A 20,313-nucleotide genomic window follows, 5' to 3' on the forward strand; every position below is an offset into this window, starting at 1 on the left:
TCTCGGGCGGGCCGTCTGCTCGGACTCCGGCGCGGACTCCCGAGGCAGTCGGTCCTCAGTGCTTGCGGGGCTGGTTGAAGCGGAGCATGTTGCCCGCCGGGTCGCGGAAGGCGCAGTCGCGGACGCCGTACGGCTGGTCGACCGGCTCCTGCAGCACCTCCCCGCCGGCGGCCCGGATGTGTTCGAAGGTGGCGTCGACGTCGTCGGTGGAGAAGATCACGCCGCGCAGCAGGCCCTTGGCCAGCAGCTCCGCCATGGCCTGCCGGTCGGCCGCCGAGGCGCCCGGGTCGGCGAGCGGCGGTTCGAGGACGATTTCCACGTCAGGCTGCGTGGGGGAGGCGACGGTCACCCAGCGCATCCCCTCGAACCCGACGTCGTTGCGGACTTCCAGGCCGAGGACGTCGCGGTAGAAGGCGAGCGCCTTGTCGTGGTCGTCGACTGCGATGAAGCACTGCGAGAGGTTGATGTCCATGCCGTCGACGCTACGAGGAGGGTGCGGATTTCGCTTCTCCGATCCTGACCGGTCGCGTGAGGATCTTGGCGACGCACGCCGGGATCGCCGCGCCGTCGTCGTGGCTGCGGGCCCGGTAGGCACTGGGGGTCTCGCCGACGAGCTCGGTGAAGCGCGAGCTGAAGGACCCCAGCGAGGTGCATCCGACGGCGAAGCAGACGTCCGTCACGCTCATGTCGCCGCGCCGCAGCAGGGCTTTCGCGCGTTCGACGCGGCGGGTCATGAGATAGCTGTACGGGGTCTCCCCGAAGGCGGTGCGGAAGCTGCGGGAGAAGTGTCCCGGCGACATGAGGGCGACGTTCGCGAGTGCCTGAACGTCCAGCGGCTCCGCGTACTCGCGGTCCATCATGTCCCGGGCGCGGCGCAGCCGTACCAGGTCCTCCAGGTTCATGCGTTCCAGCATGGCACGCACGAGGTGTCCCGTCTGCGGGTATCGGTGCTTCCGGATCTCTTCCGGATCTCTTCCGATCTGATCCGGATCTGATCGGCAGGCGGCCGGCCGGCCGCCTGCCCGGCTGGACCGGGGGTCCGGCCGTACCGGGGGCCTGGCCGGACCGGCCGCCTCGGGGGCCGGCTCAGCCCAGGCCGATCGTCGCCTTGTGGGCCCGCCAGCGGTCCATCAGGCCCAGCATCTCGCCCTGCATGAACTCGAAGAAGGCCGCCGTCTCCGCGACGCGCGCCCCGGCCGGGGAGTCCGTGCCGAGGGTGGCCGCGCCCTCGCGCAGGGTCTTCTCCCACAGGGTCAGGACCTGGTCGCGGCGGGTGAAGGTCTCGTACCAGAGCTCGTTGTGCAGGACGTACCGGTCGCGGCGGGAGCCCGGTTCGCGTTCGCGGCTGACCATGTTGACCTGGGTCAGGTAGGACACGGCACCCGACACCGCGGCCGGGCTGATCTGCAGGGCCTCGCCCAGTTCCGCCGAGGTCATCGCGCCGCCGTCGCTGGCCAGCAGCCGGGCGAAGACGCGCGCGGCCATCCGCTGCATCCCGGCCTCGGTCAGCTGCGCGGCGAACCGCTCGACGAAGCGCGAGACGGCGTCGCCGTCCCGGGCGCCGGTAGCGGGATCCGGATCGGTCCTCGCGTCCGCGTTCACCATGTCATCTGCCACCTTCCCGACTTTACGCGATTCCTGAGATTCTCAAGCTTCACAAATTTGTGAAACTAGCGTACGTTCGGAAGCATGACGAAGGCAATCAGCGTTGCCGGCCTCCACAAGGCGTTCGGCCGCACCCGCGCACTGGACGGACTCGATCTCGCGGTCACCACCGGCGAGGTACACGGCTTCCTCGGACCCAACGGCGCCGGCAAGTCCACCACCATCCGGGTCCTGCTGGGCCTGCTCCGCGCCGACTCCGGCACCGCCGAGCTCCTCGGCGGCGACCCCTGGGCCGACGCGGTCGCCCTCCACCGCCGCGTCGCCTACGTCCCCGGAGACGTCACCCTGTGGCGCAACCTCTCCGGCGGTGAGGTCATAGACCTCTACGGACGCCTGCGCGGCGGGCTCGACCGGGCCCGGCGCGACGGGCTCGTCGAGCGGTTCGAGCTGGACCCCACCAAGAAGGGGCGCACCTACTCCAAGGGCAACCGGCAGAAGGTCGCCCTCGTCGCCGCCTTCGCCTCCGACGCCGAACTGCTCGTCCTCGACGAACCCACCTCCGGCCTCGACCCGCTGATGGAGGAGGTCTTCCAGGGCTGCGTCGCCGAGGCGCGCGCCGCCGGACGCACCGTCCTGCTCAGCTCGCACATCCTCAGCGAGGTCGAGACCCTCTGCGACCGGGTCAGCATCGTCCGCGGCGGCCGCACCGTGGAGACCGGCACCCTCGCCGAACTCCGCCACCTCACCCGTACGTCGATCAGCGCCGAGCTGGCCGGCCCGCCGAACGGCCTCGCCCACCTGCCGGGCGTGTACGGCGTCCAGGTGCAGGGGCTCAAGGTCCGCCTCCAGGCGGACACCGACAAGCTGGACGCGGTCCTGCGCTCCCTCACCGCGTCGGGGGTGCGGTCGCTGACCTCCACCCCGCCCACCCTCGAAGAGCTCTTCCTGCGCCACTACACCGAAGAGGCGTCCCGATGAAGAACCAACTGGCCGGTACCGGAGTCCTGTTGCGGCTCGCGCTGCGCCGCGACCGGGTGATGATGCCGGTCTGGGTCGCGGTCACCGCGCTCATGGTGGTGAGCATGCCCGGCTCGCTGGGCAGCGTGTACGCCACCGCTGCCGAACGCGCCCGGGTGGCAGCCTCGATGAACGCCAACAGCTCGATGCGCACCCTGTACGGGCCGGTGTTCGGCGATTCGCTCGGCGGTCTGACCGCCTGGCGGGGCGGCGTCTACGCCGCCGTCCTCGCGGCCGCCATGAGCCTGATCATCGTCGTCCGGCACACCCGCGAGGAGGAGGAGACGGGCCGTCAGGAGCTGCTCTCCGCCGCCATGGTGGGGCGGTGGGCCCCGCTGACCGCCGCCCTGCTCGCCGCCCTCGTGGCCGACGCCTGTGCCGCCCTCCTCGTGGCGGGCGGTCTCGCGGGGCAGGGCGCGCCCGGCGCGGTCGCTCTCGGCCTGGCCGTCGCTGCCACCGGGGCGCTCTTCGCCTGCACCGCGGCGATCGCCGCGCAGCTGACCGAGAGTGCCCGCGCGGCCAAGGGCATCACGGCCGCCGTGCTCGGCGCCGCCTTCGTGCTGAAGGCCGCCGGCGACGCCGGTACGGCGGGCGGCCGGTCCGCCCTGACCTGGGCCTCGCCGCTCGGCTGGGTGGAGAACGTACGGGCCTTCGCCGCCGAACGCTGGTGGGTGCTCCTCCTGTTCGCCGCCGCCGTCACGGTGCAGGCGTGCGCCGCGTACGCCCTGGCCGCGCGCCGCGACCTGGGCATGAGCTTCCTGCCGTCGCGGCCGGGGCCGGCCGAGGGCCGCCTGGGTACGGCGGGTGCGCTGGCCTGGCGGCTGCAGCGCGGCAGCGTACTGGGCTGGAGCGCGGGCTTCCTGATCGCCGGTGTCGTCTTCGGCGGGATGGCGGACGGCGCCGCGGACCTGGTCGGCGAGAACGACCGGACCCGCGAGCTCATCGAGCGGATGGGCGGGCAGGGCGGGCAGAGCGGGCCGGGCGCGCTCACCGACGCCTTCCTCGCCACGATGGCCGGCATGTTCGGGATGGTCGCCGCCCTGTACGCCGTCTCGGCGGTGCTCCGCCTGGCCGGCGAGGAGTCGGGCGGGCGCGCGGAGCCGCTGCTCGCGAACGCGGTCGGCCGGCTGCGCTGGGCCGGCGGTCACCTGGCCGTGGCCTTCGGCGGCTCGGCGCTGATCCTGCTGCTGGCGGGCCTCGGTCTCGGCCTCGGGCACGGCCGGGATCCGGGAGCGGCGATCGGCGCCACGCTCGCCCAGCTTCCGGCGGTGTGGCTGATCGGGAGCCTGGCGGCGCTGCTGTACGGCGCGGTCCCGCAGTACGCGGCGGCCGCCTGGGCGGTGGCCGGCGGAACCCTGGCCCTGGGGTGGGTCGGACCGGCGCTGAACCTCCCGCAGGCCGTCCTGAACCTCTCGCCCTACGCCCACCTGCCCCGGCTCCCGGGAGCACAGGCCCTGGACTGGGCTCCCCTGTCGGTACTGACCGTGCTGGCGGCGGCCGCGGCGGCGGCCGGCCTCGGCGCCCTGCGCCGCCGCGACATGATCGCGTGAACCGGCCCCGCGAAAGCCAGGTCCTCCAAGTCCCCCAGCTCCTCAGGGTCCTTGAGAGCTGACGTGAGAGCTGACTAGAACTCCACGAGCAGCTGCTTCAGCCCCCGGATGACGTACCCGTCCTGCCACTGCGGCTCCTCGACGAGCCGCAGCGGCGGGACGCCGTCCGCCAGCAGCGCACCGAACGAGGCCTCCAGCTCCCGCCGTGCCAGCGGCGCCCCGAGGCAGTAGTGGATCCCCGCCCCGAAGGTCAGGTGCGGGTTGTCGGCCCGTCCGAGGTCCAGCACGTCGGGATCGTCGAAGCGGGCGGGATCCCGGTTCGCGGACCCGAAGAGCAGCGCGACCTCGGCCCCGCGCGGGACGACGGTGTCACCGATCAGGACGTCGTCGAGCACCCAGCGTTCGAACATCTGGAGCGGGGTGTCGTACCGCATGAGTTCATCCACAGCTGTGGACAACTTTCCGGGGTCGCGGCTCTCGCGGAGCGCGGCGAGCTGCGCGGGGTGGCGCAGCAGCGCCCACCACCCGTTGACGGTCGTGTTGACGGTGGCCTCGTGCCCGGCGTTCAGCAGAAGCACGCAGGTGGAGATCATCTCCTGCTCGCTGAGCCGCCCCTCCTCATCGTGGGCGGCGATCAGCCCGGAGATCAAATCCTCCCCCGGGCGGCTCCGTCGCTCGGCGATCAGCCCCCGGAGGTACGCGCTGAATTCGACGCTCGCCCGCACCGCACGCCGTGCCGTCTCCTCGTCCGGCCGCAGCTCGAACATCCCGCAGATGTCCGCAGACCAGGGCCGCAGCAGCCCCCGGTCCGCCTCGGGCACGCCCAGCAGCTCCGCGATCACCGCCACCGGCAGCGGCTCGGCGACGACGGTGAGCAGATCCCCGCCCCCGTCCGCACGCAGCCGCCCCACCAGTTCCCCGGCCAGCCGCTGCACCTTGGGCACGAGCCGCTCCACCGTCCGCGGGGTGAAGGCCTTCGCCACCAGCCTGCGCACCCGCGCGTGCGCGGGATCCTCCAGGTCCAGCAGGCCGTTGCCGTTGAGCACGTGGAAGGGCTCGTGCTCCGGCGGCGGCGCCTCGCGGCCGAACTCCTCGTGCGAGAACCGGTGGAGGTAGGTCCGCCCCAGCCGCCGGTCCCGCAGCAGCGCACTCACATCGGCGTAGTGCGGCACCAGCCATTGCCCGGTGGCTTCCCACCACACGGCCCGCCCCTGCTCCCGCAACTCCCGGTACGCCGGATACGGATCGGCGACGAACGCGGCATCCCACGGATCAAAGCCCATTCCCGCACCCTAAAGGCAGCCGGAGCCGATCAGGCGGGTGTCACCAAGCGGGTCTCGTACGCGTACACGGCCGCCTGTGTCCGGTCCCGCAGGCCCAGCTTCACCAGGATCCGGCTCACATGTGTCTTGATCGTGGACTCGGCGACGACCAGCCGGTCGGCTATTTCCGCATTGGACAGCCCCTGCGCGATCAACACCAGCACCTCCGTCTCCCGCTCCGTCAGTTCCCCCGTGCCCGCCGGGTCCGCCAGCTTGCGGGCCTCGGATATCTTCGAGAACTCCACGATCAGCCGCTTGGTCACCGACGGCGCCAGCAGGGCCTCCCCGGCCGCCACCACCCGTACCCCGTCCGCCAGCTGACGCGCCGACGCGTCCTTGAGCAGGAACCCGGAGGCTCCGGCCCGCAGCGCCTGGTACACGTACTCGTCGAGGTCGAAGGTCGTCAGGACCAGCACCTTCGCGTCCGTGTCGGCGGCCACGATCTCCCGGGTGGCCTCCAGCCCGTTCATCCGCGGCATCCGGATGTCCATCAGCACCACGTCCGGCCGCAGCGCCGCCACCTGCTCGATGGCCTCCCGGCCGTCGACGGCCTCGCCGACCACCTCGATGCCGTCCATCGCGTTCAGCAGGACCGAGAACCCCTCGCGCACCATCACCTGGTCGTCCACGATCAGAACCCTGATGGTCATACGGCCCCCTCCTGCGGCTCCGGCGCCGGCTCAGCACGGTGCGGCACCGGTATGAACACCGCCACCTCGTACCCGCCCTCCGCCGTCCGGCCGGCCGTCATCTCGCCCTCCAGCATGGCCACCCGCTCCCGCATGCCGGTGATCCCGTGCCCCGCTCCCGGCGAGGGCCTCGCGTCCCCGGTGGCACGGGCATTGACGATCCGTATGCCGAGGCCACCCAGCACATACGAGACCTCCACCTCGGCCGCGGCCCCCGGCGCGTGCCGCAGCGTGTTGCTGAGGGCCTCCTGGATGATCCGGTAAGCCGACAGCTCCACGCCCTGCGGCAGCTCCCGGACCGAGCCCGTGATCGTCTTCTCCACGCTCAGGCCGGCGTCCCGCACATTGGCCAGCAGTCCCTCAAGCGAGGCGAGCGTCGGCTGCGGGGCGTCCGGGGCCTCGTAGTCCGCGGAGCGCACCACGCCCAGCACCCGCCGCAGCTCCGTCAGAGCCGCCACCGCGTTCTCCCGGATGGTGACGAACGCCGCCTCCAGTTCCGGCGGCGGGTTCTTCACCCGGTACGGCGCGGCCTCCGCCTGGATCGCCACCACCGACATGTGGTGGGCCACCACATCGTGCAGCTCCCGCGCGATCGTGGTCCGCTCCTCCAGCAGCGTCCGCTTGTCCCGCTCGACGGCCGTGACCTCCTGCTGAGCACTGACCTCGGCCCGGGCGTCAAGACGTATCCGGATACTGCCGGCGATCACCAGGGCGAAGGCCGAAGCCACCATCATCTCCGGCAGGTTCGACCCCCAGCGGCCGTTGAACAGTATGGAGATCGCCGACCCCATCGCGAGGGTGAGCGTCCACATCCAGGCCGCCACCCGGGGCCCGGTCCGCAGGGTGACGAGGAACAGGACGACGACGTAGGCGAAGAAGCTGCCATCGGTCCAGGGCCAGTTGTAGCCGCCTCCGATCCCGGCGGTCACCACCGTCATCGCGATGGCCGCCCACCACGCGCCGACCGGCCGCACCAGCGTCATCAGGACCGGCGCCGCCGTGACCATGGTCATGACGAGCGGCCCCAGGTCACCCCAGGCAGCCGACTGGGTGTTGAGCGAGATCATCCCGACGAGGAAGGCCAGCAACCCCACTGCCGCATGCCGCCGCCACGGCGCGTACCGGCGCAGCACCCCCGGAAGCAGGCGCACGAAGCGCCCGGAGGTGTCCGCCAGCGGCAGCGGCCGGTAGGCGAAGGCATCGGTGACGAGATCCCGGCGCAGGGTCGCGATCACCTCAGATGCCAGACGGAACTCAGGTGCCCGGGATGTCCCCCCGGTGGTCGTCTCGGTCATACACACCACCGTAGGTCCGTACCGCCCTCGTCCGCGTCGCCGCTGATGGGGATTTCCCGGGGTCCCTCTCAAGTACTACACGGGTCCGCTCAGTAGCCCGTCGGGCGGATCAGACCCGTCTCGTACGCGAACACCGCGGCCTGCGTACGGTCCCGCAGGCCCAGCTTCACCAGGATCCGGCTCACATGCGTCTTCACCGTCTGCTCGGCCAGCACCAGGTGCTCCGAGATCTCGGCGTTCGACAACCCCTGGGCGATCAGCGACAGCACCTCCGTCTCCCGCTCGGTCAGCGCCTCGATCCGGGCCCGCGACGGCGCACGCGGCGCCCCCAGCCGGGAGAACTCCGTGATCAGCCGCTTCGTGATGTTCGGCGAGAGCAGCGCCTCCCCGGCCGCCACCACCCGCACCGCCTCGGCGAGCTGGTCGGCCGACGCGTCCTTGAGCAGGAAACCGGAGGCCCCGGCCCGCAGCGCCTCGTACACGTACTCGTCGAGATCGAAGGTGGTCAGCACCAGCACCTTCACGGCGGCGTCCGGAACCGCCGTGATGACGGACGTGGCCTCGATCCCGCCCATGCCCGGCATCCGGATGTCCATCAGCACCACGTCCGGAGCCAGCTCCGCGACCTTCGCCACCGCGTCCGCCCCGTCCACCGCCTGCCCCACGACCTCTATGTCGGGCTGCGCGTTGAGAAGCACGGTGAAGCCCTGCCGGACCATCATCTGGTCGTCGGCGATCATCACCTTGATCGGGGTGCTCATGAGGCCCTCTTCGTCTCGGGGTCGGGGACCGCGGGCAGGTCCTGCGGATCCATCGGGAGTACGGCGCTCACCTCGTACCCCCCGTCGGGGCGCGGGCCGGCGGCCAGCTCGCCCCCCAGCATGCCTGCCCGCTCCCGCATCCCCAGCAGCCCGTGCCCGGCACCGGGCGACGGCGGGGCCGACCGGGTCGGCGCGCTGTTCGCGACGCACAGGTGCAGATCACGCGGCCCGTACGCGATCCCCACCTCCACCCGTGAACCGGGCGCGTGACGCAGGGCGTTGCTCAGCGCCTCCTGCACGATCCGGTACGCGGTGAGCTCCACCCCCGGGGTCAGCGGCCGCCGTATCCCCGCGATCTCGGTCCTGACGTCCAGCCCGGCGCCCCGCACGTTGTCCACGAGGCCCTCCAGCTCACCGAGGGTGGGCTGCGGATGATGGGGGTTCGCGGGATCCTCGGGCCGCTCGGACCGCAGCACGCCCAGCACCCGCCGCAGCTCCGTCAGCGCCTCCAGCGCGTTCTCCCGGATGCCGGCCAGGTTCTCCTTGAGCTCCTCCGACGGGTTCTCCACCAGATGCGGGGCGACCTGCGCCTGGATGGAGATCACCGACATGTGGTGGGCGACGACGTCGTGCAGTTCGCGGGCGATCCGGCTGCGCTCCTCCAGCAGGGTGCGCCGCGCCCGCTCCTCCTCGGTGAGGGTCTCCTGCTCGACGAGTTTGCCGCGGGCGAGGCGGGTGGCCCGCAGGGCGTAGCCGAGGATCCCCACGAACCCGAAGAGAACGGCCACGCCGCCGATGATCGTCTGGCTCTGCGGCGGCCTGAGGACGACGTCGGCCAGCCCGTTGAGGGCGAGGGTGATGCCGATGACCGAGACGGTCACCCGCGGCGGCACCCGCAGGGCGACCATCAGGAGCACGGGCGCGAGCGTGAACGGGCCGGCGGGCGTCCAGGGCCAGGACTGCCCCTGGCCGACGTGGTCGTGGATGGCCCAGGCGACGAGGCCGGCGGCGAGGAGCCCCAGCCACCAGGCCGCGAGCGGCCGGAACATGCTGAGAAGTACGGACGCGGAGGTCAGCAGCGACAGCCCCAGCACGGCCGAACCCTGCACCCCGTAGTGGTCGTTCAGCTGCATCCCCGTGAGGACGCCGCAGGGAATGGCCACGTAGCAGAGGACCACGTGCGGCAGCCAGGCCAGCCAGCGCGGCCGCGCCATCTTCGGCAGCGGGTCCCGCCGCAGGGTGAACAACTCCCGTGCCAGGCCGCGCGGCAGGCGGACGCGGACGTTGGTGGCGGGCGGCTCGGTCTGCTGGTTCACGCCGTCCAGGCTAAGGCGGGCCCTAGACATGGTTGATCTCCTCGGCGGGGTCCGTACTGGGGCGGGGGACCGCCGCAGTACGGGCGGTACGGGACGGCTTCGGACGGCCGGTGGCCTGTTCGTGGATGCGGAACGCGGCCCAGCAGAGCGACAGTGCGGCGGCGAACACGGGCAGCCACAGCAGCCGGGCCGCTATCCAGCCCACCGAGTCGGGCACCGTGTGCAGCCCGGGCAGGTCGGCCGGGACCAGCAGCCCGAGGGCGGTGACGGCCATCATGGCGGTCTGGTGCCACAGGAAGACGGTCATGGCGGAGAGGTTCACCAGGGCCACCTTCGCCCAGGCCGTCGGCCGCCGCATGGCCCGGGCCAGGGGTTCACGCACCAGGAGCGCGAGCCCGCACTGGGCCAGCCCGAAGGCGGCCGCCGCCAGCGTCGGCGGGTTCAGGTTCGAGACGGCGGCCCCGGGCACACCCACCATCGACGCCGGGTACCCGCCCCAGAGGACCAGCGCGACCGTGGCCAGGACTCCCGCGCCGAGCAGGAGCAGGGCCCGGTCGCGCCGGGCGAACGCCCCGCGGGACCAGGCGGCCCCCAGGGTGTAGGGGACGAGCCAGCCCGCGGCCACATTGACCCAGCCGATCCACTCGGGGCCCGCCAGCCCGAAGCGCCACACGTCGACGGCAGCGACCACGGCCAGCGGCCACAACGGGTTGAGCCGGGCCACGAGCGGGGTCGCGGCGGTGAGCGCGGCGAACACCAGCAGGAACCACAGCGGCGACAGCACCAGATCGACCAGCGACCGGACGGTAGCGAACTCCGCCCCGCCGATCAGCATCCCGCCCGCGACGACCGCCCAGAGAACCAGCACCGCGGCGACCGGACGGAACAGCCGCCCCAGCCGCTGCCCGGCCCACGCGCCGTACGAGAGGCCGCCCGCGCGTGCCGACGCGTACCCGCGGGCGGCGACATGGCCGCCGACCAGGAAGAAGACGGACAGCGTCTGGAACACCCAGGACACCGGAGCCAGCCACGGCATGTGCGCCAGCGGGCTGGTGGTGCTCAGACCGCCGTCGTGTGCGGTCAGCGCGGTGACCAGCCAGTGGCCGAGGACCACACCGAGGATCGCGAAGGCCCGCAGCGCGTCCACGGCCCGGTCACGGCCGGCCGGGGTGGCGGCGTCGATGTCCGCGGCCAGGCCGGACCAGCGGGCACGGATCTCAACCATGGTCGGCCTCCGGTGCGGAGGCGTTGCCGAGGACGATGGCGGCCAGGCTGTCGAGGGACTCGGTGTCCGGCTTGAGGTAGTCGCTGTGCCCGACGGCGCCGGCGTCGAAGGCCCGGGCCCCGAAGGCGGGGTCGACCGGGTCGGTGCCGAACCCGATCCCGCCGAGCCGGACGTGCGGGACGTCGCCTATCCAGTCGCCGCTGCCCCGGCCGGCCCAGACCCGGGCCGCGGTAGGCAGCTCCCTGGCCGATCCGGCCCCGGTACCCGGGCTGCCGAACAGCACCACGTCACTGACCGCGGACCCGGTGGTGGTCCGGGCACAGACCACGGATCCGTAGGAGTGGCACAGCAGAGAGAGCTGGGCGCCGGGCCCGGACATGCGGTGCAACCGGGCGAGGAAGGGGGCCAGTTCGGCAGCGGCCTCGTCGGCACGGTCGGCGCTCAGGACGGTGGTGCTCACCGTGCCGGGGGTGTCGTACCCGAGCCAGGCGACCACCGCGGAGTGCGGATGCTCGGCCTGCAGGCGCTGTTGGAGGGAGACGGCCCCGGCGCGGAAGCGCTCGTAGGTGTCCAGTGTGGTGTCGGACCCGGGCACCAGCACGGCGACCCGGTCGGCACTCTCCAGCTCGCCGAACACCTCCACGGCGCGGCCCGTGCCGCGTCCGTCGAAGGAGAGGAACCGGGCGGCTCCGCCCGACTGCATGGCGCGCAGCCTGGCCGCCCGGCCGGGGCGGTCGGCGTCCTCGGCGGTACGGGCCGCCTCGGCGAGGTTGGCACCGTTGGCGGCGTACCGGCTCTGGGGCGTGGCGTCCTCGGAGAACGTGGCGGGCGCCGGAGCCGGAACGTTCGGGGAGGCCGCGGCGGACACGGGGACCACCACGGCCGCGGCGACCAGAGCGGCCAGCAGACCGCGGCGCAGCCGGCCGGCGCCCGACCCCGCCCTCCCCGTGGCGAGCGCCGTGCCCGCCGGTCGCGTCCCGCCCGTGCTCCCGGTACGCGTCCCCGTGCCCGCCCCCGCCCCCGTCCGCGTCCCCGTTGCCATGGCCCTCTTCCTCCGGTCGCCGGAAGAGCCCTGAACGCTCTTCTCTGCTACCGAAGTTAGAAATCCGCGCCCGTGGTCGGCGTCACGCCTTGGAGCCGTGTTCGCGCGTAGCTCTCAGGTATGACGGGGGAGACCTGAGAGGGAGAACCACGACCGCCACGACGTCACGGCCGCCACGGCTGCCACAGCCACCACGACCGTCACGACGTCACGTCGTCGCCACCCGCACGCCGAAGCCGATCAGGACGACACCCGTCGCCCGGTCCAGCACGCGCCGGACCCGTGGCCGCGCGAAGAACCGCCCGGCACGCGCCAGCACGTACACGTACGTGCCCAGCCAGACCACCGTCAGCAGCACGTGGACCAGCACCAGCAACGCCATGCCGACCGCCGGCCGCAGGCCCGGTGGGGCGAGGGCGGGCAGCAGCCCCGTGTAGAAGACGGCGATCTTGGGATTGAGGACGTTCGAGACCAGGCCGGTCCGCCAGGCCCCGCCGGCGCGCCCGCCCCCGGGCCGCTCGTCCGCGGGCTCCGCGCCCGGCCTCAGCAGGGCCAGGACGCCGAGCCAGCACAGGTAGGCGGCCCCCGCCAGCTTCACCACCAGGTACACCTCGGCCGACGCGGCGAGCAGTGCGGCGAGCCCCGCCACGGTGAGGGTGCCCCAGATCAGCAGCCCGACGGCGATCCCGGCCACGGTGGCCAGCCCGTCACCGCGTCCGCGCGTGACGGCCCGTTTCGTGACGATCGCCATGTCGGGGCCGGGGACGAGGGTGAGGAGCGCCAGGACCCCGGTCGCGCCGAGAAGAGCGGTGAGCACGTGGCTCAGTCTGCCACCAGGGGTTCCACGTAGCCCGCCCGCCAGCGGGGCGCCGGGTCCTGGCCGGGGCTGGTCCAGTACTCCCGCGCCCCCACGATCTCCCCGTCCCGCACGGTCCAGAGGGAGACGGCCCGGTAGACGACGTGGTCCTGAGGTATCTCCACCTCGGTGACCACGAGGTTCCCGTCGGCCAGGATCCGCAGCAGTTCCACGGATCTCTCGTCCGTGTAGCCGTCGTCGCTGTTGACGGCTATGAAGTTGGCGCGCCCCACGATGCGCTCACCGCTCACGGGCCATTCGATGACCGCGTCCTCGGCAATGAGCCCGGCCACGCCGTCCCAGTCGCGTGCCTCGATTCGCTCCCACAGTTGTGCCACTACCTTCAACGGCTCCATGTGCCGCAGTGTCCGACAGCCCCGTTATACGTAACAAGCTTTGCTTGCAGGCTTATTGACTTCGACACAATCGCTTCCGGCGCCCGTGGATCACTCCGGTGCGGCCTCCGGGACGATGGTGGACGGCGCCGCGGATTCCAGCGCGTCCAGTGCCGTGGCCAGCCGTTCCAGGGTGCGCACCGTCTCCGCGAAGGCGGCTTCGCCCAGCTCCGCGGAGAGGCGGGCCGCCAGCGCCGCGTGGCCCGGGCCGATCCGGTCCACCGCGTCCCGGCCTTCCTCCGTGGGCCGCAGCAGCTTCGCCCGCCGGTGGGCGGGGTTCGGGGCGTACTCGGCGAGGCCCTTGGCGACCAGCAGGTCCGCGATGCGCTGCACGCTCTGCCGGGTGATGCCCATGTTCCGGGCGATGCCCGCCACGGGCAGTGGCTCCCGCAGCACCGCACCCAGGACCTGCCACCAGGCGGCCGTCAGCCCGGCCGGCCGGGCCAGCTCTTCCGAGATGGCGAGGAACTGGCCGTTGAGCCGGAACACCCCGAGCGCGGTACGGCTCAGCAGGTCCTGCCGGCCACGTGCGTCCTCAGGGTCTCCGGAGTCCGCAGGGTCCCCCGAGTCGTCAGGGTCCCCGGAGTCACCGAGCCCCCCGGCGCCGACCAGCTCTCCCGAGCCCGCGACCAGCTCTCCCGAGCCCGCGACCAGCTCTCCCGAGCCCGCGACCAGCTCTCCGGCGCCCCCGAGACCCCCCAGGTCTCCCAGGTCTCCCAGGTCCGCCGCGGGCAGCGCCTCACGCATCGCCGGCCGCCGATGCCGCCATCAGGACCGGGTACGCGCTGGGGTCCGAGTCGTGGAAGAGCCCGTACCAGGCGTCCAGGACGTCCGGCTTGTAGACGTCCAGCCGGGCGAAGACCTCGCGGGCGAAGGCCACCGGCTCCGTCGGCCCCGCCGTGATCAGGTCGCCGTCCGTCACCGCGTCGGCCTCGACATAGCTCTCGGCGCCCCCGTAGCCGGGCTGCCCGGCCAGGTAGAAGGAGGCGGCGCTGGTGTGGGTCCGGCCGTCCAGCAGGCCCTCGCGGGCCAGGCCGGCGGTGGCTCCGCAGATCGCCGCGACCGGCACTCCGGCAGCCAGGAACTCCCTCGCCTTGGCCGCGAACGGCGTCAGTTCCTCGCTCGTGTCCCACAGGGACGCGCCCGTGAGGATCAGCAGCGAGGAGTCCTCCGGTCGCAGGTCGGCCAGGGCCAGGTCAGGCTGGATACGGATGCCGCCCATGGTGGTGACCGGCTGAGAGGCGCTCAGACCGACCGTGCGCACGGTGTGGCCGCGCTGGGTGAGGTGCGCCGTGGTGTGGCCGGTCTCCCAGTCCGCGTACGTGTCGTAGACCGCGAGGTGGACGGGCTTGCGCGGGGTCTCGCTCATGGTGCTTTCGCCTCCAGCGTGGTTCCTGCTGATGACAATAGACTGTCATAACGACAGGATGCTGTCAATGTATCGAAGGGGTGGGAGCCCGTCGGAGCGCCTTCGCAGACAGACTGCCGAGAGCGGCCCCCCACGCCCATACAGTCCGCCGATATCCCGCCCCACCTGCGCACTTCTAGCGTGACGACATGACCCCTCATGTCACCTCGCACACCCTTGCCGCCGTGAAGGACGCAGATCGGAAGCACGTCTTCCACTCCTGGTCCGCCCAGGCCCTGATCGACCCCCTCGCCGTCGCCGGGGCCGAGGGGTCGTATTTCTGGGACTACGAAGGCAAGCGGTTCCTCGACTTCTCCTCCCAGCTGGTCAACACCAACATCGGCCACCAGCACCCCAAGGTGGTCGCCGCGATCCAGGAGCAGGCCGCCCGGCTCTGCACCCTCGCGCCCGGCTTCGCCGTCGACGTCCGTTCCGAGGCCGCACGCCTCATCGCCGAGCGGACCCCGGGCGACCTGGACAAGATCTTCTTCACCAACGGCGGCGCCGAGGCCGTCGAGAACGCCGTCCGCATGGCCCGTCTGCACACGGGCCGCGCCAAGGTGCTCTCCACCTACCGCTCCTACCACGGGGCCACCGCCGCCGCGATCAACCTGACCGGCGACCCGCGCCGCTGGCCCTCCGACACGGCCGCCGCCGGCGTCGTGCACTTCTGGGGCCCGTACCTCTACCGCTCCGCCTTCCACGCCACCACCGAGGCCGAGGAGTGCGCCCGCGCCCTCGCCCACCTCGCCGACACCATCGCCTTCGAGGGGCCGCAGAGCATCGCGGCGATCATCCTGGAGAGCGTGCCCGGCACCGCCGGCATCATGACCCCGCCCCCGGGCTACCTCGCGGGCGTGCGCGAGCTCTGCGACCGCCACGGCATCGTCTTCATCCTGGACGAGGTCATGTCCGGCTTCGGCCGCACCGGCAGGTGGTTCGCGGCCGAGCACTGGGGCGTCACCCCTGACCTGATCACCTTCGCCAAGGGCGTGAACAGCGGCTACGTCCCGCTCGGCGGCGTGGCCATCTCGGCCGCCATCGCCGAGACCTTCGCCACCCGTCCCTACCCGGGCGGGCTGACGTACTCGGGCCACCCGCTGGCCTGCGCCGCCGCCGTCGCGACGATCAACACGATGGAGGAGGAGGGCATCGTCGAGCACGCCGCCCACCTCGGCGAGAACGTGATCGGCCCGGCGCTCACCGAGATCGCCGAGCGCCACCCCTCGGTCGGCGAGGTCCGCGGACTCGGCACCTTCTGGGCCCTGGAACTCGTACGGGACAAGAAGACGCGCGAGCCGCTCGTGCCGTACAACGCGTCCGGGGCGGACAACGCGCCGATGGCCGAGTTCGCCGCGGCCTGCAAGGCGTCGGGTCTGTGGCCCTTCGTGAACATGAACCGCACCCACGTGGTCCCGCCCTGCACCGTGACGGAGGCGGAGGCCAAGGAGGGCCTGGCCCTGCTCGACGAGGCGCTGACGGTCGCCGACCGCCACACCACGGCCTGACGGACCGGTCGGCATCCGCACCCGGACCCCGGGTGCGGATGCCGGATATCGGTTGGCTACCGATCGGTTTTCAGCCGCGTTGTCTGGCCTATGGTGTCCGGAGCTCTACGACAGGAGACGGACCCCTATGCCAGGCAGCGGAGCTGTCACCCGCAACACACTTCGCCAGCAGATCGCGGACGCGCTGCGTGACGAGGTGCTCGCGGGACGCCTGCCTCCGGGGACCGAGTTCACCGTGAAGCAGATCGCCGAGCAGTACGAGGTCTCCGCGACCCCGGTGCGCGAGGCGCTCGTGGACCTCTCGGCCCAGGGCCTGCTCGAACTGGTCCAGCACCGCGGCTTCCGCGTGCGGATCTTCACCGTCGACGACTTCCGGGGCATGATCGAGGCGCGCTCGCTCGTCGTGGACGGAATCTTCCGCCGCCTCGCCGAGCGCGGCACCGCCCCCGGCTCCGGCGAGCTGCTGGTCTCGGTGCGCCGCCGGGGCGAGGAGGCCCGGCGGGCCGCGCAGAGCGGTTCGCTCGAAGTACTGATCGGCTACGACCTGCGCTTCTGGCGGGAGCTGAGCGGGCTGGTCGCCAACACCTACATATCCGAGTTCCTGCACCGCATCCGCGTGCAGTGCTGGGTCTTCGCGGTGCCCCACCTCCAGCGCGAGCCGCAACTGCGGGCGGCGCTGTGGGACGGCCACAGCGAGCTGGTGGACGCGGTGACGCTGGCCGACGCCGACGCCGTGCGCGGCATCGTACGCGGCTACAACGAGCACGCGCTGGCCTGGGCCGCCCGCCTCTGAGGGCCTGCCCGCCGCCGGCCGGTCCGGCCCCAGGTTCTGCGCACCCCTTCGCGGAGGGTGTCCGGCCCACTACCCTGGCCGGATCGGCGACAACGACTGATCGGAGGCCGAGTGGCCTGTGACCTGTGGCTGGTCCCCCTTGTCGACGTGCTGTGCCACAGCCCCGACAACCCCTTCGCGGAAGAGATCGCCTCGTACGACCGGGCGCTGGGCGCGGCCGGACTGCCGTCCGTGCCCGTCTTCGCGTACATGCCGGGCCTGAGCGGGGACGTCGCCCCGGTCGCCGGCTTCGACTACGACGCCCTGCATTTCCTGCGGCGGGCGTACATGCTCCAGCTCTGCGGGCTGCCCGTGACCCCCGTGGACGAGCTGGGCGGGGACTACGAGCAGCTGCTGGAGATGTTCGAGCCCACGGCCCAGCAGTCGCACCTGGTGTGGCACTACGACCACGCCGGGGCCTACGTCCCGCTGGACTTCGCGGCTCCGCTGGCGAACGAGGAGCTGCTGGCCGGCGGCGGGCCGCTGGGGTCCGGACAGGGGCTGCTGCGGGAGCTGCTGTTCGTGGCCCCCGCCATCGGGATAGACCCCGGGAACCCGCCCGCCGCCCCGGCGCCGCCGGGGCGGCCGACGCTGCTGGAGGAGCCCGCGGGGCCGATTCCGTACGACGACAGCCCCTTCGCCCGGGAGCGGCACGTGTGGCTGGGACTGCACGCGGCCGCGACGCGGAGCCTCGGCCAGGGTTCGATGATCATCTTCAGCTGAGCGGGACCGGTGGGCGGGGTACGGGACCGCTGCGCGGAACCCCGGCCCCGCCCGTCTCAGCGCGGCTGCTCCGGCGGCCGCTGCCGGGGCATGTTCGGTCTGGTGCCCGGCGGCAGCGGAAAGCGGGCGGGCGGGATGTACGCGTCCGGACGCGCACCGGAGGCCCCCAGCGACTGCATCACCAGCGGCGCGGGCCCGGCCCGGAACTCCACCATCCAGTCCGCCGTCTCCGAGCGGACCAGCTCCGTGATGTCCTCGGAGAAACGGCGCAGCACGGTCAGGCAGCGCTCCGCGGCCTCGCTCGCGGTGCCCTCGGTGGGGCCGAGCACCTCCCGCACGTTCTCCGAGGCCCAGTCGAACTGCAGGGTCTGGAGCCGTCGCTGCACGGCCTGGGCCGTGGCCACGTCACGCATCCACCCGGAGGTCAGCCCGAAGAACCGGTCGCAGGCCAGCGCGGCCGCGCCCAGCAGCAGGGCGAGGTAGCCGTACGTGGAGGCGCCCGGGATCGAGCCCGTCAGCTCCAGCAGCGGCATCGAGGCGCCCGTGACGGCGCCCACGGCGGCGCCGGCGCGCAGCACGCGCGCACCGCGCCGCTTCCAGGCGCGGTCGGACAGGTACCACTCGGCGGTGCGCAGCGCGTCGGCCTCGACCCGCCGGTAGAGCTCGTCGAGCCGCTCGGCGGGCTCGCCCCAGTCCCCGAGGGGGAACGGCCGGCCGGTCAGATCGCCCGCCGCCATCGGTCCGCCGCCTTCCTCCCGGGGATCCCGGGGTGGCCCCTCGGGCTGCATCTCCGGCTGGCTCACCCGGCACTCCCTCTGCCTGCGCTGACGTGTGGTGGTGCGCGTGTGCGCAATGATGCGCATGCTCTTCCTACCTTCGAATGACGGCCGATGGGCGACGATTCCCCGGTTTTCCGCCCGCAAGGAGGTCTCCAGCAGGTACGCGTACGCCCCGACTCTCACTCGAAAGAGTTGGTCCTCACGGCGTAGGGCGCGGCGCCCGGTGAGCACGTAGGCTCGGATTGACCAGCGTTCCGAAGGTCTCGACGTACGACGTATGGAGTGAGTGCCCTGTGATTCCCGGTGGTGGCCAGCCCAACATGCAGCAGCTGCTCCAGCAGGCCCAGAAGATGCAGCAGGATCTCGCGGCCGCGCAGGAGGAACTCGCGCGGACCGAGGTCGAGGGCCAGGCCGGCGGTGGTCTGGTGCGGGCGACCGTCACCGGATCCGGTGAGCTGCGCGCGCTGGTGATCGACCCGAAGGCCGTGGACCCCGAGGACACGGAGACGCTCGCCGACCTGGTGGTCGCCGCGGTGCAGGCGGCCAACGAGAACGCACAGGCGCTCCAGCAGCAGAAGCTGGGCCCGCTGGCCCAGGGCCTGGGCGGCGGCAGCGGTATCCCCGGCCTCCCGTTCTAGCCCCCCGGGCCTGCCTCCCGTCCCACCTGCGGGCCGGCCCACCCGTCCTCCCCACCACCTACCCGATCCACCCGCCCCACCCGAACGAAAGAAGGCAGTCCGTTGTACGAAGGCGTGGTTCAGGACCTGATCGACGAACTGGGCAGGCTGCCCGGCGTCGGGCCCAAGAGCGCGCAGCGGATCGCCTTCCACATCCTGCAGGCCGAGCCCACCGACGTCCGACGCCTCGCGCACGCGCTGCTGGAGGTCAAGGACAAGGTCCGGTTCTGCGCGGTGTGCGGGAACGTGGCGCAGGAGGAGCGGTGCGGCATCTGCCGCGACCCGCGCCGGGACACCACGGTCATCTGTGTCGTGGAGGAGCCGAAGGACGTCGTCGCGATCGAGCGGACGCGCGAGTTCCGGGGCAAGTACCACGTCCTCGGCGGCGCGATCAGCCCGATCGAGGGCGTCGGCCCGGACGACCTGCGCATCCGCGAGCTGCTGGCGCGCCTGGCGGACGGCGAGGTGACCGAGCTGATCCTGGCCACCGACCCGAACCTGGAGGGCGAGGCGACCGCCACCTACCTCGCCCGCATGATCAAGCCCATGGGCCTGAAGGTCACCCGCCTGGCCAGCGGGCTCCCCGTCGGGGGAGATCTGGAGTATGCGGACGAGGTCACGCTGGGGCGGGCCTTTGAAGGAAGGCGACTTCTCGATGTCTGACGCAACGCTGCACGCCCTCGGCCAGGATCCGGACGACTTCGCCGCCTCGATCGCGGACCAGATCGAGTCGTTCATCGTTGCGGTCACCGAGGTGGCCAAGGGCGAGGACCCGGACAGTGCGGTGCCCTTCCTCCTCCTGGAGGTGTCCCAGCTGCTGCTGGCGGGCGGCCGGCTGGGCGCGTACCAGGACGTCCTGCCCGACGAGCGCTACGAGCCCGATCTCGGCCCGGAGCCGGACGTGGACGACCTGCGCGAGCGGTTCGCGATCATGCTGGAGCCGGTCGACGTCTACTCCGAGGTCTTCGACCCCTACGAGCCCCGCAAGGCCCCGGTGGCCCACCGGATCTCCGACGACCTGGCGGACGTGGTCGCCGACCTGCGGCACGGGCTCATCCACCACCAGTCGGGCCGCATCACGGAGGCGCTGTGGTGGTGGCAGTTCTCGTACTTCACCAACTGGGGTCCGACGGCCTCGGCGACCCTGCGCGCGCTCCAGTCGCTGATCGCCCACGTCCGCCTGGACCAGCCGCTGGCGGCGCTGGACGGCCTGGACACGGACGAGGACCTGACCGAGGACGACCTCGCCGAACAGGCCGGACAGGTGATGGCCGAGGAGCTCGGCGGCCTCGGCCGCACCTGAGCGAAGGCGG

At 72.3% G+C, this 20,313-nt stretch carries 23 protein-coding genes; 8 read left to right on the top strand and 15 right to left on the bottom strand.

Translation table 11 applies throughout. From position 1 onward, the window contains the following. Positions 1-55: 55 nt before the first annotated feature. The 3 genes from DEJ51_RS17945 to DEJ51_RS17955 form a co-directional block, all read right to left on the bottom strand. Positions 56-472: a VOC family protein gene (locus tag DEJ51_RS17945; RefSeq protein ID WP_150258505.1), complete on the bottom strand. Its 417-nt coding sequence runs from the start codon at positions 470-472 to the stop codon at positions 56-58. A 10-nt stretch (positions 473-482) separates the two neighbouring features. Continuing rightward, positions 483-902 (bottom strand): helix-turn-helix domain-containing protein, encoded by a 420-nt coding sequence (locus DEJ51_RS17950; protein WP_030755782.1) that lies wholly within the window; start codon positions 900-902, stop codon positions 483-485. A gap of 184 nt (positions 903-1,086) precedes the next feature. Beyond that, positions 1,087-1,605, bottom strand: coding sequence for a GbsR/MarR family transcriptional regulator (locus DEJ51_RS17955; protein ID WP_150261988.1), 519 nt, complete (start codon positions 1,603-1,605; stop codon positions 1,087-1,089). A gap of 84 nt (positions 1,606-1,689) precedes the next feature. Between DEJ51_RS17955 and DEJ51_RS17960 the strand changes: the two genes are divergently transcribed. Both DEJ51_RS17960 and DEJ51_RS17965 read left to right on the top strand, forming a co-directional pair. Continuing rightward, entirely contained in the window at positions 1,690-2,583 is an 894-nt protein-coding gene (locus DEJ51_RS17960; RefSeq protein WP_150258506.1) for an ABC transporter ATP-binding protein, read from the top strand. Beyond that, positions 2,580-4,172 (top strand): ABC transporter permease, encoded by a 1,593-nt coding sequence (locus DEJ51_RS17965; protein ID WP_150258507.1) that lies wholly within the window; start codon positions 2,580-2,582, stop codon positions 4,170-4,172. Before DEJ51_RS17960 ends, DEJ51_RS17965 begins: the two co-directional genes overlap by 4 nt. Positions 4,173-4,246: 74 nt before the next feature. Here DEJ51_RS17965 and DEJ51_RS17970 read toward each other — a convergent pair whose 3' ends face one another. The 11 genes from DEJ51_RS17970 to DEJ51_RS18020 form a co-directional block, all read right to left on the bottom strand. Beyond that, complete coding sequence (locus DEJ51_RS17970) at positions 4,247-5,455, bottom strand: cytochrome P450 (protein WP_150258508.1); 1,209 nt, start codon at positions 5,453-5,455, stop codon at positions 4,247-4,249. Between the two features lie 29 nt (positions 5,456-5,484). Further along, positions 5,485-6,144, bottom strand: a complete 660-nt coding sequence (locus DEJ51_RS17975) for a response regulator (RefSeq protein ID WP_030755796.1) — start codon at positions 6,142-6,144, stop codon at positions 5,485-5,487. Continuing rightward, complete coding sequence (locus DEJ51_RS17980) at positions 6,141-7,478, bottom strand: sensor histidine kinase (RefSeq protein WP_150258509.1); 1,338 nt, start codon at positions 7,476-7,478, stop codon at positions 6,141-6,143. The genes DEJ51_RS17975 and DEJ51_RS17980 overlap by 4 nt, the downstream gene beginning before the upstream one ends. A gap of 89 nt (positions 7,479-7,567) precedes the next feature. Beyond that, positions 7,568-8,239 carry a response regulator gene (locus DEJ51_RS17985; protein WP_030383691.1) on the bottom strand — a complete coding sequence of 224 codons (672 nt, stop codon included), beginning with the start codon at positions 8,237-8,239 and terminating at the stop codon, positions 7,568-7,570. Further along, positions 8,236-9,555, bottom strand: a complete 1,320-nt coding sequence (locus DEJ51_RS17990; RefSeq protein ID WP_223835858.1) for a sensor histidine kinase — start codon at positions 9,553-9,555, stop codon at positions 8,236-8,238. Before DEJ51_RS17990 ends, DEJ51_RS17985 begins: the two co-directional genes overlap by 4 nt. A gap of 22 nt (positions 9,556-9,577) precedes the next feature. Further along, a complete protein-coding gene (locus tag DEJ51_RS17995) occupies positions 9,578-10,780 on the bottom strand; it encodes an acyltransferase family protein (RefSeq protein ID WP_150258511.1) in 1,203 nt (400 codons plus the stop codon). After that, positions 10,773-11,822 carry an alpha/beta hydrolase gene (locus DEJ51_RS18000; RefSeq protein WP_150258512.1) on the bottom strand — a complete coding sequence of 350 codons (1,050 nt, stop codon included), beginning with the start codon at positions 11,820-11,822 and terminating at the stop codon, positions 10,773-10,775. The genes DEJ51_RS17995 and DEJ51_RS18000 overlap by 8 nt, the downstream gene beginning before the upstream one ends. 208 nt (positions 11,823-12,030) lie before the next feature. Beyond that, positions 12,031-12,639 (bottom strand): LysE family translocator, encoded by a 609-nt coding sequence (locus DEJ51_RS18005; protein WP_150258513.1) that lies wholly within the window; start codon positions 12,637-12,639, stop codon positions 12,031-12,033. Between the two features lie 5 nt (positions 12,640-12,644). Then, positions 12,645-13,034, bottom strand: coding sequence for a nuclear transport factor 2 family protein (locus DEJ51_RS18010; RefSeq protein ID WP_190620456.1), 390 nt, complete (start codon positions 13,032-13,034; stop codon positions 12,645-12,647). Between the two features lie 90 nt (positions 13,035-13,124). After that, positions 13,125-13,586, bottom strand: a complete 462-nt coding sequence (locus tag DEJ51_RS18015) for a MarR family winged helix-turn-helix transcriptional regulator (protein WP_223836186.1) — start codon at positions 13,584-13,586, stop codon at positions 13,125-13,127. A gap of 226 nt (positions 13,587-13,812) precedes the next feature. After that, positions 13,813-14,442 carry a DJ-1/PfpI family protein gene (locus DEJ51_RS18020; protein WP_150258514.1) on the bottom strand — a complete coding sequence of 210 codons (630 nt, stop codon included), beginning with the start codon at positions 14,440-14,442 and terminating at the stop codon, positions 13,813-13,815. 188 nt (positions 14,443-14,630) lie between these two features. On the opposite strand from DEJ51_RS18020, the gene DEJ51_RS18025 reads away from it, so the two are divergent. From DEJ51_RS18025 to DEJ51_RS18035, 3 genes are all read left to right on the top strand, one after another. Next, the gene (locus DEJ51_RS18025; RefSeq protein ID WP_150258515.1) at positions 14,631-15,989 is read left to right on the top strand and encodes an aspartate aminotransferase family protein; all 1,359 of its coding nucleotides are present in this window, start codon (positions 14,631-14,633) and stop codon (positions 15,987-15,989) included. 127 nt (positions 15,990-16,116) lie between these two features. Then, positions 16,117-16,782, top strand: a complete 666-nt coding sequence (locus DEJ51_RS18030) for a GntR family transcriptional regulator (protein ID WP_150258516.1) — start codon at positions 16,117-16,119, stop codon at positions 16,780-16,782. 111 nt (positions 16,783-16,893) lie between these two features. Next, positions 16,894-17,544, top strand: coding sequence for a hypothetical protein (locus tag DEJ51_RS18035; RefSeq protein ID WP_150258517.1), 651 nt, complete (start codon positions 16,894-16,896; stop codon positions 17,542-17,544). A 56-nt stretch (positions 17,545-17,600) separates the two neighbouring features. On the opposite strand, the gene DEJ51_RS18040 is transcribed toward DEJ51_RS18035, so the two are convergent. Next, on the bottom strand, positions 17,601-18,347 hold the full coding sequence (locus DEJ51_RS18040; protein ID WP_190620457.1) for an SLATT domain-containing protein: 747 nt from the start codon (positions 18,345-18,347) through the stop codon (positions 17,601-17,603). A 269-nt stretch (positions 18,348-18,616) separates the two neighbouring features. Here DEJ51_RS18040 and DEJ51_RS18045 point away from each other — a divergent pair, with 269 nt between their 5' ends. The 3 genes from DEJ51_RS18045 (at position 18,617) to DEJ51_RS18055 (ending at position 20,303) form a co-directional block, all read left to right on the top strand. Continuing rightward, entirely contained in the window at positions 18,617-18,961 is a 345-nt protein-coding gene (locus DEJ51_RS18045; RefSeq protein WP_094744798.1) for a YbaB/EbfC family nucleoid-associated protein, read from the top strand. Positions 18,962-19,063: 102 nt separating this feature from the next. After that, entirely contained in the window at positions 19,064-19,663 is a 600-nt protein-coding gene (recR, locus tag DEJ51_RS18050; protein WP_030010802.1) for a recombination mediator RecR, read from the top strand. Beyond that, on the top strand, positions 19,656-20,303 hold the full coding sequence (locus DEJ51_RS18055) for a DUF5063 domain-containing protein (RefSeq protein WP_150258518.1): 648 nt from the start codon (positions 19,656-19,658) through the stop codon (positions 20,301-20,303). The genes recR and DEJ51_RS18055 overlap by 8 nt, the downstream gene beginning before the upstream one ends. The last annotated feature ends 10 nt before the right edge of the window (positions 20,304-20,313 follow it).

Origin of the sequence: Streptomyces venezuelae (assembly GCF_008642275.1) — a bacterium.
Lineage (GTDB): Bacteria > Actinomycetota > Actinomycetes > Streptomycetales > Streptomycetaceae > Streptomyces > Streptomyces venezuelae_E.